Here is a 16,007-nt window from a genome sequence, read left to right as displayed (position 1 = left end):
CTGGCGGCTCTGGCGGTCGGGGTGGCAGGCCGTTGATCGGCGTCAGCACGTACCTGGAACGCGCACGGTTCGGCGTGTGGGACGTGGAGGCGGCGGTGCTGCACCGGGACTACCTCGACTCGGTCGTGCGCGCGGGCGGCAACCCCGTGCTGCTGCCGCCGGTCGGCGAGTGGGACGCGGACGCCATCGCGTTCCTGGACGGCCTGGTGCTGGCGGGCGGCGCGGACGTGGACCCGGCGCTGTACGGGCGGCCACGCGACCCGCGCACCGGTCCGGCGCGACCGGAGCGGGACGCGGCAGAGCTGGGGCTGGCCCGTGCGGCGTTGAAGCTGGACCTGCCGCTGCTCGCGGTGTGCCGGGGGATGCAGGTGCTCAACGTGGCGTTGGGCGGCACGCTCGTCCAGCACGTGGAGGGCCACAACCCGGCGCCGGCGGTGTTCGAGCACACCGGCATCGCGGTGGCGCCCGGTTCGCGGCTGGCGGAGGTCGTCGGTCTGGCCACCACCGTGCACTGCCACCACCACCAGGCGTTGGACATCGTCGGTGACGGTCTGCGGGTGGTCGCGGGCGCGCCGGACGGGACGGTGGAGGCGGTGGAGCTGCCGGGTGCGCGGTTCGTGCTCGGCGTGCAGTCGCACCCGGAGGCCGACACCGAGGACGACCGCTTGTTCGCCGCGCTGGTCGGCGCTGCTTCGGGCAGGGCCACTTTGGACAGGGGAGTGAAGTGACGACGTTCGACGTGATCAACCCGGCCACCGAGGAGGTGGTCCGGTCGGTGCCGCTGACCTCCCTGGAGGAGACCGACGCGGCGATCGCCCGTGCGTCGGCGGCGTTGCCCGCGTGGCGTTCGGTCGCGCCGGGGGACCGTGCCCGGTTGCTGCGGCGGTTCGCGGAGGCGGTCGACGGCGCGCTGGAGGACTTGGCGGCGCTGGAGGTGCTGAACTCCGGGCACACCATCGGCAACGCGCGGTGGGAGGCGGGGAACGTCCGGGACGTCCTGCACTACTACTCGGCCGCGCCGGAACGGTTGTTCGGCAAGCAGATCCCGGTGCCGGGCGGGCTGAACGTGACGTTCCACGAGCCGGTGGGCGTGGTCGGCGTGATCGTGCCGTGGAACTTCCCGATGCCGATCGCCGCGTGGGGTCTCGCGCCCGCGTTGGCGGCGGGGAACACGGTGGTGCTGAAGCCCGCCGAGCTGACGCCGTTGACCGCCTTGAAGTTGGCGTCCTTGGCTCTGGAGGCGGGGATCCCGCCGGACGTGTTCCAGGTGCTGCCGGGGGCGGGAACGGTGGTGGGGCAGCGGTTCGTCACGCACCCGGACGTGCGCAAGGTCGTGTTCACCGGGTCGACGCGGGTCGGCAAGCAGATCATGGCCGGGTGCGCGGACCAGGTGAAGCGGGTGACGCTGGAGCTGGGCGGCAAGTCGGCCAACATCGTGTTCGCCGACGCGGACCTGGAGCGTGCCGCCGCGACGGCGCCGTACGGGGTGTTCGACAACGCCGGGCAGGACTGCTGCGCTCGGTCCCGGATCCTGGTCGAGGCGTCGGTCTACGACCGGTTCATGGAGTTGCTGGAGCCTGCCGTCAAGGGTGTCGTGGTCGGTGCGCCGGGGGACGAGGCGACCGAGATGGGGCCGCTGATCTCGGCCGCGCACCGGGAGAAGGTCGCGTCCTACGTGCCTTCCGACGCGCCGGTGGCGTTCCGAGGTTCGGCTCCTTCTGGTGCGGGTTTCTGGTTCCCGCCAACGGTTCTGGCTCCGGTCGGGCGTGGTGACCGGGCGGCGGTCGAGGAGATCTTCGGGCCGGTGGTGGCCGTGCTGCCGTTCAGCGACGAGGAGGACGCGGTGCGGTTGGCCAACGACAGCTCCTACGGGTTGTCCGGGTCGATCTGGACGCGGGACGTCGGGCGGGCGTTGCGGGTGTCGCGTGCGGTCGAGGCCGGGAACCTGTCGGTGAACTCGCACTCCTCGGTGCGGTACTGGACGCCGTTCGGCGGGTTCAAGCAGTCCGGGTTGGGGCGCGAGTTGGGGCCGGACGCGCTCGACTCGTTCACCGAGACCAAGAACGTCTTCATCGCTCACTGACGCTGGTTGGGCTCACTGACGCTGGTTGGGCATCACTGATGCTCGTTGGGCTCTACCGACACTGATGGGAGAGAACGTGGTTCAGCGACTTGAGGGCCGGGTGGCCGTGGTGACCGGCGGTGGCAGCGGCATCGGGCTGGCGTCGGTGCGGCGGCTGGCGTCGGAGGGCGCGCGGGTCGTCGTCGCCGATGTCGACGCGGAGTCGGGCAAGGCGGCGTCGGACGAGGTGGGCGGGCTGTTCGTCCAGGTCGACGTGACCGACGAGGAGCAGGTCTCGGCGCTGTACCGGACTACTGTAGACACATACGGTTCACTGGATATTGCATTCAATAACGCCGGGATTTCCCCGCCGGACGACGATTCGATCCTGACCACGGGCATCGAGGCGTGGGAACGGGTGCAGAAGGTCAACCTGACGTCAGTGTATTTGTGCTGCAAGTATGCAATCCCGCACATGCTGGAGCGCGGGCGCGGCTCGGTGATCAACACGGCGTCGTTCGTGGCGACGATGGGCGCGGCTACATCCCAAATATCGTATACAGCATCCAAAGGCGGGGTGCTGGCGATGAGCCGGGAGCTGGGCGTGCAGTTCGCGCGGCAGGGGGTGCGGGTCAACGCCTTGTCGCCCGGGCCGGTGAACACGCCGTTGCTGCGGGAGCTTTTCGCGAAGGACCCGGAGCGGGCCGCGCGGCGGTTGGTGCACGTGCCGTTGGGGCGGTTCGCCGAGCCGGAGGAGATCGCGGCGGCGGTGGCGTTCCTGGCCAGTGACGACTCGTCGTTCATGACCGCCTCCAACTTCCTGGTGGACGGCGGGATCGCCGGTGCCTACGTGACACCGCTGTGATGCCCGTGCAGGACGCGTTGTTCCGCCCGGTGCGGGCGGGCAACGCGTTCGAGGAGACCGTGGAACGGCTCATGCAGGCGATCCGGCTCGGGGTGGTGGGGCCGGGGGAGCGGCTGCCCGCGGAACGTGAGCTGGCCACCCGGTTGGGGGTCAGCCGGGTGACGTTGCGCGAGGCGATCAGGTCGTTGCAGGACGCCGGGTACGTCGAGTCGCGGCGTGGTCGGTACGGCGGGACGTTCGTGAAGTCGCCGGTCCCGGTGCCCGCGCCGGACCGGCGGGTGGACCCGGAGGAGCTGGCGGACGCGTTGACGTTGCGCGCGGCGGTGGAGACCGGGGCGGCGGAGTGCGCGGCGGCGCGCGCGCTGGGGCCGTCCGACCGGCGCAACCTGGTGGCGCGGTTGACCGAGTGCCGGGACGCGACGTTGGAGGAGTACCGGCGCAAGGACTCGCGGCTGCACCTGGCGATCGCCGAGGCGACCGGGTCGGCGTCGCTCACGGCGGCCGTCGCCGACGCCCGGACCAGGGTCAACGCACTGCTCGACCGCATCCCGCTGTTGGCGCCCAACCTGGCGCACTCGAACGAGCAGCACGAGGTGATCGTGGCGGGCATCGTGGCGGGTGAGCCGGAGGCCGCGCGGCGGGCGATGGCCGAGCACCTGGACGGCACGGCCCTGCTGCTGCGCGGCTTCCTGTCCTGACGATCACCCTGTCCTGACGATCGCGCGGTCCTGACGATTGCGCGGCCTGACGATCACCCGGCCTTGATTATCGCGCGGCCCTGCCGATCGCGCGGCCCTGAGATCACCAACCCCGAGGTCACCCGGTCCTGGGCTCAGCGCTCGAAATCGCGCTCCGGAAACCGCTCCGGAAACCGCTCCGGAAACCGCTCGGCCCCGCGTTCCGAGCCGCGCTCCGGTCCACGCTCTGACCTGCGTTCGGGAATGCGCTCCTCGAACCGGGGGTGATCGGGATGACCGGACCGGTCGAACCCGACGCCGTACCGGGGGTGGTCGTCACGGTCGGCCAGCGCCACGATCCCGCCGCCGAGGACGAGCCCGAGCAGTCCGACGGCGACCAGTTGGGTGGCCCGGTGCTTGACGACCCGGCCGACGACCGCGCCCTTGCCCGGAGCTGGCCGGCTGTACGCGGGGTGCGGCACGCCCGGTGCCGGTTGACCTGCGGCGGCCGGTTCACCAAGGGCTTCCGCGACCGGCTCCGCGGCGGCTGGTTGAGCCGCGGTTGGCTGGGCTGCGGCTGGCTGGGTTGCGGTTGGTTGGGCTGCGGCGGCCGGTTCACCTGCGCCGCCGGCCGCGGGCTGCGCGGGGGCGGCAGCCGGGATGGTGGCCGGGTCGGTGGCCGGGGTGGTGGCGCTCGCGGCCGGCTCGGCCGATCCTTCCGGTGGCTGCTGGGACGGTTGCTGCGGGTCTGGCATCGGCGGAACTCCTGCTCTCCCGTGCTGATGAACATGATCGTCCTGGTTGACGCCATGATGCGCGGTCGACCTGAGCGGATCCTGATCGTCGGCTGTACGTCAGCTGTGAACGCCTGTCGTCAGCATGTGTTGACGGTCGGGCGAGCGTCAGCATATGTTGACGACATGTCGACGATCGCCGATCTCGACCAGGCCGCGCACGGTGCGGACCCGGACGCCGGCCTGCGCGCCGTGGCCCGCCTGCGTCGCCTGGTGGAGCAACTTGAAGCAGAGCACGTCGCCGCCGCACGCCGGGCCGGCTGGTCGTGGCGCGACATCGCGACCCGCCTGGGCGTCACCAAGCAGACCGTCCACCGCAAGTACGGCCGAGAGGACTGACCCACGTGTTCAGAGGTGACCACCCCGACCTGAAACGCACCATCGCCCGCGCACTCCGGCTAGCCCTTGACCGAGGACACCCGCGAACCGGCAGCGAACACCTACTCGCCGCCGCTGCGGACGTCACCACCTCCGCAATCAGCGACGTCCCACCAGCCCCAACAGGCCCGACACGCGGCGACACACTCGGTGGCACACGCGGCGACATGCTCAGCGACGTCCTGCACCGCCACGGCGCCACCACGTCCGCGATCCTGAACGCCGCCCACCTAGCCGCCCCGCTAGGCGCAGGCGGCGCGGCGGATCGGGCCGTGCTGGCACCACTGGGCGTCGACCTCGACCGCCTCCTCGGCCCCGCCACCGCCACCCTGGACCACCCCGCCGGCCGCGAACCCCTACTCCCACTCGGCGCGGCCAAAGCCCGCCGGCACTGCGCCCGCCTCACCCCACCACTCGGCCTGGACGCCCAAGCGGCCTACGAGGCAGCCCTGCGCCTCGCACTGGCCCGCCGTGAACGTGAGCACCGCCCCGAACACCTGGCCCTCGCCCTCATCGCGCTCGACCCCGGCGTCGCCTGGGTCCTCAAGACCGCGAACGTCGACCGCGACGCCCTCCTCGCCGACCTGGCCGCGACCTTCCCGCCACCACGCCGCAACCCGCTCCTCACCGCCGAACGCCGCCTCGCCCTCCCCTCCCGCCACCGCGACCTCGTTCGCCGCTACCAGCGCACCACCGGACGTGCGGTGACCTCGACGGACGCGTTGCCGGCCCTGATCCGCGGCTGACGGGCACCCCGAGCGGGTGATCCGGCGGCGCACTGCGGCGGTCCATCCGGTGCGCCGGAAAACCAGTCGGTGAGCACCGATAACATCTCCGGCAAAGCCCGAGCACCCACATCGAGGAGTCACCGTGTCCCAGCCGCGCCCCGCAGCCGCTCCAACCCCACCGCGCGTGGTGGTGCCGGCGGGGACTACCGCGGGGACGGCGGTGCGTGAAGCGGGGCTGCCGGGCAAGGGCCCGGACGCCGTCGTGGTCGTGCGCGACCCCGAGGGCCACCTCCGCGACCTCTCGTGGACGCCGCAGGTCGACGTCGAGGTGGAAGCGGTCGCCGCCGACACCGCCGACGGCCGCAGCGTCATCCGGCACTCCACCGCGCACGTGCTGGCGCAGGCCGTGCAGCAGCAGTTCCCCGACGCGAAGCTGGGCATCGGCCCGCCGGTCAAGGACGGCTTCTACTACGACTTCAAGGTCGACAAGCCGTTCACGCCCGAAGACCTCCAGGCGCTGGAGAAGCGCATGAAGTCGATCATCAAGGGCGCGCAGCGGTTCAACCGCCGGGTGGTCGAGTCGGTCGACGCCGCGAAGTCCGAGCTGGCGGCCGAGCCGTTCAAGCTCGAACTGGTGGACATCAAAAGCGACGTCGACACCGCCGAGGTGATGGAGGTCGGCGGCGGCGAGCTGACGATCTACGACAACCTCGACCCGCGTTCCGGCGACCGCGTCTGGGGCGACCTGTGCCGCGGCCCGCACGTGCCGACGACCAAGCACATCCCGGCGTTCAAGCTGACCCGCGTCGCCGCCGCGTACTGGCGCGGCAACGAGAAGAACCCGCAGTTGCAGCGCATCTACGGCACCGCGTGGGAGTCGCAGGAGGCGCTGGACAAGCACCTGGAGCTGCTGGCCGAGGCCGAGCGCCGCGACCACCGCAAGCTCGGCGTCGAGCTGGACCTGTTCAGCTTCCCGGACGAGATCGGCTCCGGCCTGGCGGTGTTCCACCCCAAGGGCGGCATCATCCGCAAGGCGATGGAGGACTACTCGCGCGCCCGGCACGCCGAGGAGGACTACGAGTTCGTCTACTCGCCGCACATCACCAAGGGCAACCTGTTCGAGACGTCCGGCCACCTCGACTGGTACAAGGACGGCATGTACCCGGCGATGCACCTCGACGCCGAGTACGACGACGACGGCAAGCTGCGCAAGCCCGGCCAGGACTACTACCTGAAGCCGATGAACTGCCCGTTCCACGACCTGATCTTCAAGTCGCGCGGGCGGTCGTACCGCGAGCTGCCGCTGCGGATGTTCGAGTTCGGCTCGGTCTACCGGTACGAGAAGTCCGGCGTGATCCACGGCCTGACCCGCGTGCGCGGCATGACGCAGGACGACGCGCACATCTTCTGCACGCCCGACCAGGTCCAGGACGAGCTGAAGTCGCTGCTGTCCTTCGTCCTCGGGCTGCTGCGCGACTACGGCCTGGACGACTTCTACCTGGAGCTGTCCACCCGCAACGACGAGAAGTACGTCGGCTCCGACGAGGTGTGGGAGAAGGCGACCGAGGCCCTGCGCGAGGCGGCCGAGGACTCCGGCCTCGAACTGGTGCCGGACCCGGGCGGCGCGGCGTTCTACGGGCCGAAGATCTCCGTGCAGGCGAAGGACGCGCTGGGCCGCACCTGGCAGATGTCGACCATCCAGCTCGACTTCACGCTGCCCGAGCGGTTCGAGCTGGAGTACACCGGCTCGGATGGCGCCCGCCAGCGCCCGGTCATGATCCACCGGGCGTTGTTCGGCTCGATCGAGCGGTTCTTCGGCGTGCTGACCGAGCACTACGCGGGCGCTTTTCCGGCGTGGCTGGCGCCCGTCCAGGTGGTCGGCATCCCGATCGCGGACGAGCACGTGGACCACCTGCTGGCGGTGGCGAAGCAGCTCAAGGCGAAGGGCATCCGGGTCGAGGTGGACGCGTCCGACGACCGGATGCAGAAGAAGATCCGCAACCACACCACGCAGAAGGTGCCGTTCATGCTGCTGGCCGGCGGCAAGGACGTGGAGCAGGGCGCGGTGTCGTTCCGGTTCCGCGACGGCACGCAGATCAACGGCGTGCCGGTGGAGCGGGCCGTCGAGACGGTCGTGGACTGGGTGGCACGGCGGGAGAACTCCTCGCCGACGGCGGAACTCGTCCAGTGACGGACCAGTACGAGGAGCAGGACGGGGTCGGGGTCCACGACGCGTTGCAGCGGCTGTGGACCCCGCACCGCCTCTCGTACGTGCGCGGCGAGGGCAAGGCGGTCGGCGACGAGCCGGAGGGGTGCCCGTTCTGCCGGGTGATCGGGCTGGACGACGCCGAAGGGCTGATCCTGGCGCGCGGCGAGCTGGTGTTCGCGGTGCTCAACCTGTACCCGTACAACCCGGGTCACCTGATGGTGCTGCCGTACCGGCACGTGCCGGACTACACGGACCTGACGCCCGCCGAGACGGCCGAGTTCGCCGCGTTCACGCAGACGGCGATGCGCGTGATCCGTGCCGTGGCGAGCCCGCACGGGTTCAACATCGGCATGAACCAGGGCGTCGTGGCCGGCGCCGGTATCGCCGCCCACCTGCACCAGCACGTCGTCCCGCGCTGGGGCGGCGACGCGAACTTCATGCCCGTGATCGGCCACACCAAGGTCCTGCCGCAGCTGCTCGGCGACACCCGCCGACTGCTCTCGGACGCGTGGGCGGCCCACTGACCACGCGGACGTTTACTTCGAACCTCCGCGTGTAACCGGGCAGGTATGACGTCGTCGAACATCCCCGCCCCGGTGGCCCACAGGATGATGACGGTCGACGGAACCGACATCTTCTACCGCGAGGCCGGGCCGCCGGACGCCCCGGTGGTGCTGTTGCCGCACGGCTACCCCTGCTCGTCGTTCCAGTACCGCAACCTCATGGCCGCGCTCGGCGACCGGTGGCGCCTGATCGCGCCCGACTACCCCGGCTTCGGGTACAGCGGCACGCCGGACCGGACCCGCTTCGCCTACACGTTCGACGCGTACGCCGAGTTCTTGCAGCGGTTCACCGCCGCGGCCGACCTGACCCGGTACGCCATCTACCTGCACGACTACGGCTCGCAGTTCGGGCTCCGGCTCGCCATGCACGCACCCGGGCGGGTCGTCGCGCTCATCATCCAGAACGGCGACATCTACGAAGACCAGCACGGCCCGAAGTACCGGCCGCTCAAGGAGTACTGGGCCAACCCGACCGCCGAGGGCCGGGCCAAGATCGACGCCGCGGTCAGCGCGGAGGGCTTCCGCGACGAGTTCGTCGGCGAGGTACCCGAACGGCTGGTCGACCGGGTCTGCCCCGACCTGTGGACGTTGTCCTGGTCGCAGCTCGGCACCCCGGAGCGGCGGCGGAACCTGGTCCACCTGCTCGCCGACCAGGGCAGCACCCTCGACTGGTTCGACCGCCAGCAGGCCTACCTGCGTGAGCACCGACCGCCGACGCTGATCGTGTGGGGTCCGCACGACGGCTACATGCCGGCGGGCGCCGCACGGGCCTACCTCCGCGACCTTCCGGACGCCGAGGTGCACCTCCTCGACGGCGGGCATTGGGCGTTGGAGACCAACCTCGACGAGGTCGTCGCCCTGGTGCGGGACTTCCTGGACCGCGTCCACCCGCCCGTCCCGACACCGTGAGCCGCGAGCGGTCCGTTCGACTGTCGCATCCGGAGCGTTCGACTCGAATGTCCTGAGTGCTCGATACGCCGGTCCTCGGTGTTCGATGCGCCGGGCCGGTGTGTTCGACACCGAGGTCCGGGCGCTCGTCGGAAAACTTGGAGAAATTTCAAACATTTTTGGGCGCAGCTTGAACGGCTGATGGGGCTGTCTCGTTCAGACCGGGTGACCGTGTCCGGCTGGACGAGAGGTGCAAGACCTGTGACGGCCATGACCGAGCCCAACCCCTTATCAGGCCTGCCCCCGGATGATCGTCCGCTGTTCCGGCGGTTCGGCCACGGACCGAGCGTCACACCGCCGTTCCAGCGGATCCACCACGCGTTCGAAGTCCACGCGGCACGGTCGCCGGGCGCGCGGGCGGTCGAGCACGAGGGCAACTGCGTCACCTACGGCGAACTCGACCACCGCGCGAACGTCGTCGCGGCCGCCCTCGTCGACGCGGGCGTGCGCCCCGGTGATCACGTCGGGTTGTTCCTGACCCGCTCGATCCCGATGGTCGTGGGCATGCTGGCGGTGCTGAAGGCCGGCGCCGCCTACGTGCCGCAGGACGTGCGGATCACGCCGCGGCACCACCTCGACCACGTCATGCGCACCGCGGACATCGACGTCGTGATCACCACGAAGGAACACTCGTCCGCCGTCACCGCGGCCACGGTCCTGGTGCTCGACACCCTCCCGGACCGCGAAGCGCCCGCACCCCGCCCGGCGGCCAACGGCGAGACCGCCGTCGTCATCTTCACCTCCGGCACGACCGGCGTCCCCAACGGCGTCCTGGTGACCCACGGGAACCTGTGCAACGTCCTGCTCACCGAACCGGGCTCGCTGGGCATCCGACCGGGCGACCGGGTCGCGCAACTGCTCAACATCGCGTTCGACATGGCGGTGTGGGAGGTCTTCGGCGCGCTGACCCACGGCGCGACCTGCGTCATCCGCGGTCAAGACCCGGCACGGACGGCGGAAACCGCCACCGTCCTCATCGCCACTCCCAGCGTTCTGTCCACAGTGGACCCCGATGGCTGTCCGGACGTGCGCGTGGTCGCGGTCGCCGGGGAACGCTGCCCCCAACCGCTGGCCGACGCCTGGTCCGCCCGCGCCGCGTTCCACAACGCCTGCGGCCCCACGGAAGTCGCCATCGTCAACACGGTGCAGCGCTACGACTCGGCCGCGGGTGGGCTGACCATCGGCCGGCCGGTGCCCAACACGTCGGTCTACGTGCTCGACGAGAACCTGCGGCCGTGCCGGATCGGCGAGGTCGGCGAGATGTGGGCGGGCGGCGCCTGCGTCACGGCGGGCTACCTGGGCAACGACGTGCTGACCGCCCAGCGGTACCGCCCCGACCCGTTCCGCGGCGGCGACCACCTGATGTTCCGCACCCGCGACCTGGGCCGCTGGACACCCGACGGCGAGCTGGAGCACCACGGCCGCACGGACGACCAGGTCAAGGTCCGCGGCTTCCGGGTCGAGCTGGACGGCATCACGTCGGCCCTGGAGACGGCCCCGGGCTGTGTCCGCGCCACGGCCGTTCTGCACGACGGCGAACTCGTCGGTTTCGTCAGTCCCGCCACCGTCTCGCCTTGCGACGCCAAGGACGCCGTCGCCCGCCGCTTGCCGTACTACTGCGTGCCGTCACGGGTTCTCGCGGTGGACGACCTGCCGGTGACCGAACGGGGCAAAGTGGACCGTGCCGCGCTGGCCTCGCTGGTGCCGGTCGCATGAGCACCACGCGCACCGACCAGCCGTCCACCCATCTCAAGACCAGACTCGCACTCGCGCTCCGACGCCGCCCGTTCACCCACCACAACCGACTCGTCGCCCTGGTGGTCGTGATCAACGCCGTCGCGGCGTTCGGCATCGAGTCGGTGGGAGCGCTCTCAGACGCGGTCGTGGCGAACGTCGCCCTCGCCGTCCTGATCCGCCAGCAGCACGTGATCAACCTGCTGTTCCGGGTCGCGACCAGCGCGCCGACGACCTGGCCGCTGCGGGTCCGCTGGACGCTGGGCAAGGTCTACCACTTCGGCGGCCTGCACGTCGGTGCCGCACTCTGCGCCACCACGTGGTTCGCCGTGCTGGCCTGGGCCCTGGCCGACCCGCTCACGTGGACGATCCTCGGGCTGCTCGTCGCGATGGTCGTGTTCGCCCTGCCGACCTTGCGGGCACGGCGGCACGACGTGTTCGAGCGAGTGCACCGGTTCGCCGGCTGGACCGTGCTCGCGCTGTTCGCCGTCCACTCCTCCCGCCAACCCGGGTTCGTCGGCTCCCTCCAGTTCTGGCTGCTCCTGCTGGTGGTGGCGAGCGTCGTCCTGCCGTGGACGCGGCTGCGCCGGGTGCCGGTGCGGATCGTCCGACCGTCCAAGCACGTCGCCCTGGTGTCGTTCGACTACGGCGTCACGCCGTTCGCGGGTTCCTCCACGGCGGTGAGCCGCCACCCGCTGCTGGAGTGGCACTCGTTCGCCAACGTGCCTGCGCCGGGCCGCGCCGGGTTCCGGCTGACCATCTCCCGGGCGGGCGACTGGACCGGCAGGCTGATCGACGACATGCCTACGCACCTGTGGGTCAAGGGCGTCCCCACCGCGGGCGTGGGCAACATCGACAAGCTCTTCACCCGGGTCGTGTGGGTGGCCACCGGCAGCGGTATCGGGCCGTGCCTGCCGCACCTGCTGTCGCAGGAGACGCCGTCGCGCCTGGTGTGGTCCACCCGCACGCCACGCGCCACCTACGGCGACGAGCTCGTGGACGAGATCGAAGCCGTGCAACCGGATGCGCTGGTCTGGGACACGGTCGGGCAGGGCAAGCCCGACTTGGTCGAACTGGCGCTGCGCGCCTGCCGGGAGTTCGACGCGGAAGCGGTGATCTGCATCTCGAACAAGAAGACGACGTGGCACGTCGTGGAGGAGTTGGAGGCGCGGGGAGTGCCCGCGTTCGGCGCCATCTGGGACTCGTGAGGAGCCTTCCGTGGACTACTCGACCTTGCTCGTCGAAGAAGAGGCCGGCATCACGACGGTCACCGTGTCCCGGCCGTCGGCGCGCAACGCGCTGTCCGTCCGGGTCCTCGCCGAACTCGACCACTTCCTGTCCGGTGTGCTCGTCGGCGGCGCACGCCCCGGTGGCCGCGCACCGGCCGGCATCATGCTGACCGGCGCGCCCGGTCCCGCTTTCATCGCCGGCGCCGACATCCGGGAGATGGCCGCGATGACACCGGCCGAAGGCGAGCGGTTCGGGCGCCTCGGGCAGCGGGTCACCCTGCTGCTGGAGGAAGTTCCGTGCCCGGTCGTCGCGTGCGTGGACGGCTACGCGCTCGGTGGCGGCTGCGAAATGGTGCTGGCGTGCGACTTCGCCTACGCCACCCGCCGTTCGGTGTTCGGCCAGCCGGAGGTCCTGCTCGGCCTCGTCCCGGGGTTCGGTGGGTGCGTCCGGCTCCAACGCCTGGTCGGACCGGCCGTCGCCCGCGAGCTGATCTACACCGGCAGGCACGTCGACGCGCTGGAGGCCCAGCGGCTGGGACTGGTCAACGCGGTGTTCGACGGGCGCGATGAGATGCTGACCGCCGCACGCGAGGTGCTCGGCCGGATCGCGGGCAACTCGGCGACGGCGGTGTCGCTGGCCAAGGCCGCGGTCAACGGCGCCGGCGGCCGGACCGTCGAGGCCGGGCTGGCCGTCGAACTGGACGCCTTCCGCGAGGCGTTCACCGCCGACGACATGCGCGAGGGGACCGGGGCCTTCCTCGCCAAGCGCGCGCCCGCGTTCCCCAGCAGGACCCTCTCCGGCGCCACCAGGGAACCGCTGTTCCACGACTAGCCGAGGAGGTGCGCCATCAAGGACAGTCACACGACATTGCTGCGTGCTCTCCACGACGAGCACGCTCCTGCGCTGTGGCGGTACGTGCGTCGGCTGACGGGGGACGACGAGCTGTCCCGCGACGTGGTGCAGGAAACCCTGCTGCGCGCGTGGCGCAATCCGAAAGTGCTAGAACAGGGTGTGACGGGCGCCCGCGCGTGGCTCTACACCGTCGCACGCAACGTGGTGATCGACGAACGCCGCAGTGCTCGCGCACGCTGGGAGATCGGGTCGGAGCGGCTGCCGGAACGGGCCTGGTCCGACCCGAGCGAGTTGGCCCTCGACGCGTGGCTGGTGGCCGACGTGCTCACCCAGTTGACGCCGGAGCACCGCACGGTGATCGTACGTTCGTACTACATGGGGCAGTCCGTCGCGGAGCTGGCCGCCGCACTGGACCTGCCGGAGGGAACCGTGAAATCCCGCCTGCACTACGGTCTGCGGGCGCTGCGGCTGGCACTGGAGGAGAAGGGGGTCACCGGACGGTGAGCTCGCCAGTCGATCCGTACCGGGACTGGGGTGCCGCGTACGTCATGGGTGCGCTGTCTCCCGGTGAGCGCCGGGAGTTCGAGGGACACGTGCCCGGGTGCCAGGAGTGCTCGGGTGACGTGGCCTCCTTCGCGGGCGTCCCCGGCATCCTCTCCGCCGTGCCCCGTGACCGGGCGCTCGACCTGCTGGGGCCCGCGGCGGCGGAGGAGCCGCCCCCGGACCTGCTGGCCGGGCTGGCGGTGGTCGAGCGGGTCAGGCGGAGGCGGTCCAGGGTGTGGCTGGCCGCCGCGCTGGTCGGTGCGGCGTTGTTGGGGGCGGCGGGCGCGATGACGCTGGGTCCGGCCGGCCGCCACACCTCGGCGGACCCGGACCCGTCGCCGTCGTCCGTGCGGGACGTGACGACGAGCCCGACGGCGGTGACGACGAGCCCGACCGCGCCGGACGTGATCATGAGCCAGACCCTGCCCAGCCCCGTCACGGCCAGCGTCCAGCTGCTGGACGAGCCGTGGGGCACCCGGATCGAGGTGCTGTGCTCCTACCGCGTGCCGTCGGACGGCCCGCGGCCGCCCGTCTTCGCCTACGCCCTGCACGTGCTGGTGTCGGGTGGCACGTCGGTGCGCGTGGCGACCTGGACCGCGGGGCCCGGTTCCACCACCCGGCCCATCGCGACGACCGAGCTGCAACGGTCCGACATCACCGGTGTGGAGATCAGGTTGCTGCCGGACGACCTGGTGATCCTGAGCGTCGGGTTCTGAACATCGTCCGGATCAACCCTTTCGCGGTCGACCCGCAGGGCCCGGACCTGCGGCGAACGAACCAGCGCGGCCCGCGTGCGCGTCCACGAACGCCGTCTGATCGTGGTCGAGATCACCACAGCGCGACCATGATCCGACGTTTAGACACCTTCCTGGCCGATCGTCAAGAGGGGTGAGCGTCGATACGGTGCGTTGCATGACCGCACCTGAGCGTTCGCGGCTGGCCCGAGAACGGCTCTCGCGCGAGTTACGAAGGCTGCGCACCGAGGCCAAGATGACCGGGACGGCCACGGCGCGCGCTACCGGGATGAGCCAGTCCAAGCTGTCGAAGATCGAGAACGGCATGCTCCTCCCGTCCGTGACCGACGTGGAGCGCCTGGTGGCGGAGTTGTCCGCGACCAGGGAGACCAGGGTCGAGCTGGTCGAGTTGGCCCGCCAGCTGCACGCCGAGGCGGAGACCCGCCGAGTGGTGCTGCACCGCGGGGCACACCGGCACCAGCAGACCGTGGCACGTATCGAGGCCCGCGCCACCACCAGCCGCTTCTTCCAGAACGCGGGTGTGCCCGCGCTGTTGCAGAGCGAGAACTACCTCAGGGTCGTGCTCAACGCCACGCCCTCGCACGAGCAGGACACCGCGATAGCCACCCTGCGCACCCGCAGGGCCCGGATGGACGATCCGGGAAAGCGCTTCGTCTTCCTGCTCGCGGAGAGCGCCTTGCGCTGGCGGATGGGCTCGGCCGACCTGATGTGCGAGCAGATCGACCACCTGCTCGACACCAGCCGAAGACCCAATGTGCAGCTCGGCGTGGTGCCGTGGACGGTGGACGCCAACCTGGTGGCGCTGCACGGGTTCCAGGTGTACGACGAACGGGTGGTGACGCTGAGCGTGCTGACCGGCAACGCGACCATCACCGACCCGCACGACGTGCGCGAGTACCTGGCTCTGTTCGGCAGGCTCGAACGGCTGGCGGTGCGCGGCGACGCGCTGGACGACCTGCTCGCGCAGATCTCCAGGGACCACCGCAAGCTCGGCTGAGCTGGGCGGTTAGGCTGCCGGGGACCACTTCGTCCCCGTCGGTAGGTGCCTCGCCACCCCATGCTGAACATCTTCGCCCGCGCGTCCGTCTCCCGCGTCACCGATCCGATCGGGGCGTGGCTGCTGCGGCGCGGCCTCACCCCGAACTCCGTCACGGTGCTCGGCACCGTCGGCTCCGTCGCCACGTCGCTGTGGTTCATCCCGCGCGGCGAGCTGTTCGTCGGCACCGTGCTGGTCACGGTTTTCGTGCTGCTGGACCTGATCGACGGCGCGATGGCCCGTGCCCAGGGCGGCGGCACGAGGTTCGGCGCCGTGCTGGACGCGAGCTGCGACCGGATCGCGGACGGCGCGCTGTTCGCCGCCATCGCCTGGTGGGCGTTCGGCGAGGGCGAGCAGGGCCTGGCGGCGGCGACCCTCGTGTCACTGGTGGGCGCCCAGGTCACCTCGTACGTCAAGGCGCGCGCCGAGGCGTCCGGGCTGTCCGCCGACGGCGGGATCGCCGAACGCGCCGAACGGTTCATCATCGCGCTGGTCGGCATCGGCCTGCACGGGCTCGGCGTGCCCTACGTCCTGCCCGTGGCGCTGTACCTGCTGGCGGCGCTGGTCACGATCACCGTGGTGCAGCGCATCCTGGCCGTGAGCCGCGCCGCGAAGGAGCTCGGGACGTGAAAG

At 71.0% G+C, this 16,007-nt stretch carries 17 protein-coding genes; 16 read left to right on the top strand and 1 reads right to left on the bottom strand.

Going from position 1 to position 16,007, the window contains the following annotated elements; genetic code table 11:
• The first annotated feature begins 32 nt into the window (after window positions 1-32).
• The 4 genes from F4560_RS19550 to F4560_RS19535 all read left to right on the top strand — a co-directional run bounded on the left by F4560_RS19550 (window position 33) and on the right by F4560_RS19535 (window position 3,625).
• Window positions 33-728 carry a gamma-glutamyl-gamma-aminobutyrate hydrolase family protein gene (locus F4560_RS19550; RefSeq protein ID WP_221483574.1) on the top strand — a complete coding sequence of 232 codons (696 nt, stop codon included), beginning with the start codon at window positions 33-35 and terminating at the stop codon, window positions 726-728.
• A complete protein-coding gene (locus F4560_RS19545) occupies window positions 725-2,083 on the top strand; it encodes an aldehyde dehydrogenase family protein (protein ID WP_184921977.1) in 1,359 nt (452 codons plus the stop codon). Before F4560_RS19550 ends, F4560_RS19545 begins: the two co-directional genes overlap by 4 nt.
• 76 nt (window positions 2,084-2,159) lie before the next feature.
• On the top strand, window positions 2,160-2,927 hold the full coding sequence (locus F4560_RS19540; protein WP_184921975.1) for a 3-oxoacyl-ACP reductase: 768 nt from the start codon (window positions 2,160-2,162) through the stop codon (window positions 2,925-2,927).
• Entirely contained in the window at window positions 2,927-3,625 is a 699-nt protein-coding gene (locus tag F4560_RS19535) for a FadR/GntR family transcriptional regulator (protein ID WP_184921973.1), read from the top strand. Before F4560_RS19540 ends, F4560_RS19535 begins: the two co-directional genes overlap by 1 nt.
• A 134-nt stretch (window positions 3,626-3,759) precedes the next feature.
• Here F4560_RS19535 and F4560_RS19530 read toward each other — a convergent pair whose 3' ends face one another.
• Window positions 3,760-4,359, bottom strand: a complete 600-nt coding sequence (locus F4560_RS19530) for a hypothetical protein (protein WP_184921971.1) — start codon at window positions 4,357-4,359, stop codon at window positions 3,760-3,762.
• Between the two features lie 165 nt (window positions 4,360-4,524).
• Between F4560_RS19530 and F4560_RS19525 the strand changes: the two genes are divergently transcribed.
• From F4560_RS19525 to pgsA, 12 genes are all read left to right on the top strand, one after another.
• Window positions 4,525-4,737, top strand: a complete 213-nt coding sequence (locus F4560_RS19525) for a helix-turn-helix domain-containing protein (RefSeq protein ID WP_033440417.1) — start codon at window positions 4,525-4,527, stop codon at window positions 4,735-4,737.
• Between the two features lie 206 nt (window positions 4,738-4,943).
• Complete coding sequence (locus F4560_RS19520; RefSeq protein ID WP_246477845.1) at window positions 4,944-5,522, top strand: Clp protease N-terminal domain-containing protein; 579 nt, start codon at window positions 4,944-4,946, stop codon at window positions 5,520-5,522.
• Window positions 5,523-5,688: 166 nt separating this feature from the next.
• Window positions 5,689-7,695: a threonine--tRNA ligase gene (gene thrS / locus F4560_RS19515; protein ID WP_184929255.1), complete on the top strand. Its 2,007-nt coding sequence runs from the start codon at window positions 5,689-5,691 to the stop codon at window positions 7,693-7,695.
• Entirely contained in the window at window positions 7,692-8,237 is a 546-nt protein-coding gene (locus F4560_RS19510) for an HIT family protein (protein ID WP_184921967.1), read from the top strand. The genes thrS and F4560_RS19510 overlap by 4 nt, the downstream gene beginning before the upstream one ends.
• Before the next feature lie 45 nt (window positions 8,238-8,282).
• Window positions 8,283-9,185 (top strand): alpha/beta fold hydrolase, encoded by a 903-nt coding sequence (locus F4560_RS19505; protein WP_184921965.1) that lies wholly within the window; start codon window positions 8,283-8,285, stop codon window positions 9,183-9,185.
• A gap of 249 nt (window positions 9,186-9,434) precedes the next feature.
• Window positions 9,435-10,940: an amino acid adenylation domain-containing protein gene (locus tag F4560_RS19500; RefSeq protein WP_184929254.1), complete on the top strand. Its 1,506-nt coding sequence runs from the start codon at window positions 9,435-9,437 to the stop codon at window positions 10,938-10,940.
• The gene (locus F4560_RS19495) at window positions 10,937-12,166 is read left to right on the top strand and encodes an FNR domain-containing protein (RefSeq protein ID WP_184921963.1); all 1,230 of its coding nucleotides are present in this window, start codon (window positions 10,937-10,939) and stop codon (window positions 12,164-12,166) included. The genes F4560_RS19500 and F4560_RS19495 overlap by 4 nt, the downstream gene beginning before the upstream one ends.
• Before the next feature lie 10 nt (window positions 12,167-12,176).
• On the top strand, window positions 12,177-13,019 hold the full coding sequence (locus F4560_RS19490) for an enoyl-CoA hydratase-related protein (protein WP_184921961.1): 843 nt from the start codon (window positions 12,177-12,179) through the stop codon (window positions 13,017-13,019).
• A 15-nt stretch (window positions 13,020-13,034) separates the two neighbouring features.
• A complete protein-coding gene (locus tag F4560_RS19485) occupies window positions 13,035-13,544 on the top strand; it encodes a sigma-70 family RNA polymerase sigma factor (RefSeq protein ID WP_184929253.1) in 510 nt (169 codons plus the stop codon).
• Window positions 13,541-14,299, top strand: a complete 759-nt coding sequence (locus F4560_RS19480) for a zf-HC2 domain-containing protein (protein WP_184921960.1) — start codon at window positions 13,541-13,543, stop codon at window positions 14,297-14,299. Before F4560_RS19485 ends, F4560_RS19480 begins: the two co-directional genes overlap by 4 nt.
• Window positions 14,300-14,495: 196 nt before the next feature.
• Entirely contained in the window at window positions 14,496-15,335 is an 840-nt protein-coding gene (locus tag F4560_RS19475; protein ID WP_184921959.1) for a helix-turn-helix domain-containing protein, read from the top strand.
• Window positions 15,336-15,395: 60 nt separating this feature from the next.
• Entirely contained in the window at window positions 15,396-16,004 is a 609-nt protein-coding gene (pgsA, locus tag F4560_RS19470; RefSeq protein WP_184921958.1) for a phosphatidylinositol phosphate synthase, read from the top strand.
• Window positions 16,005-16,007: the final 3 nt, after the last annotated feature.

The organism is Saccharothrix ecbatanensis, assembly GCF_014205015.1.
GTDB classification, from domain to species: domain Bacteria; phylum Actinomycetota; class Actinomycetes; order Mycobacteriales; family Pseudonocardiaceae; genus Actinosynnema; species Actinosynnema ecbatanense.
The sequence above is the reverse complement of the archived record's forward strand: the minus strand, read 5'-3'. Positions and strand labels throughout refer to the sequence as shown.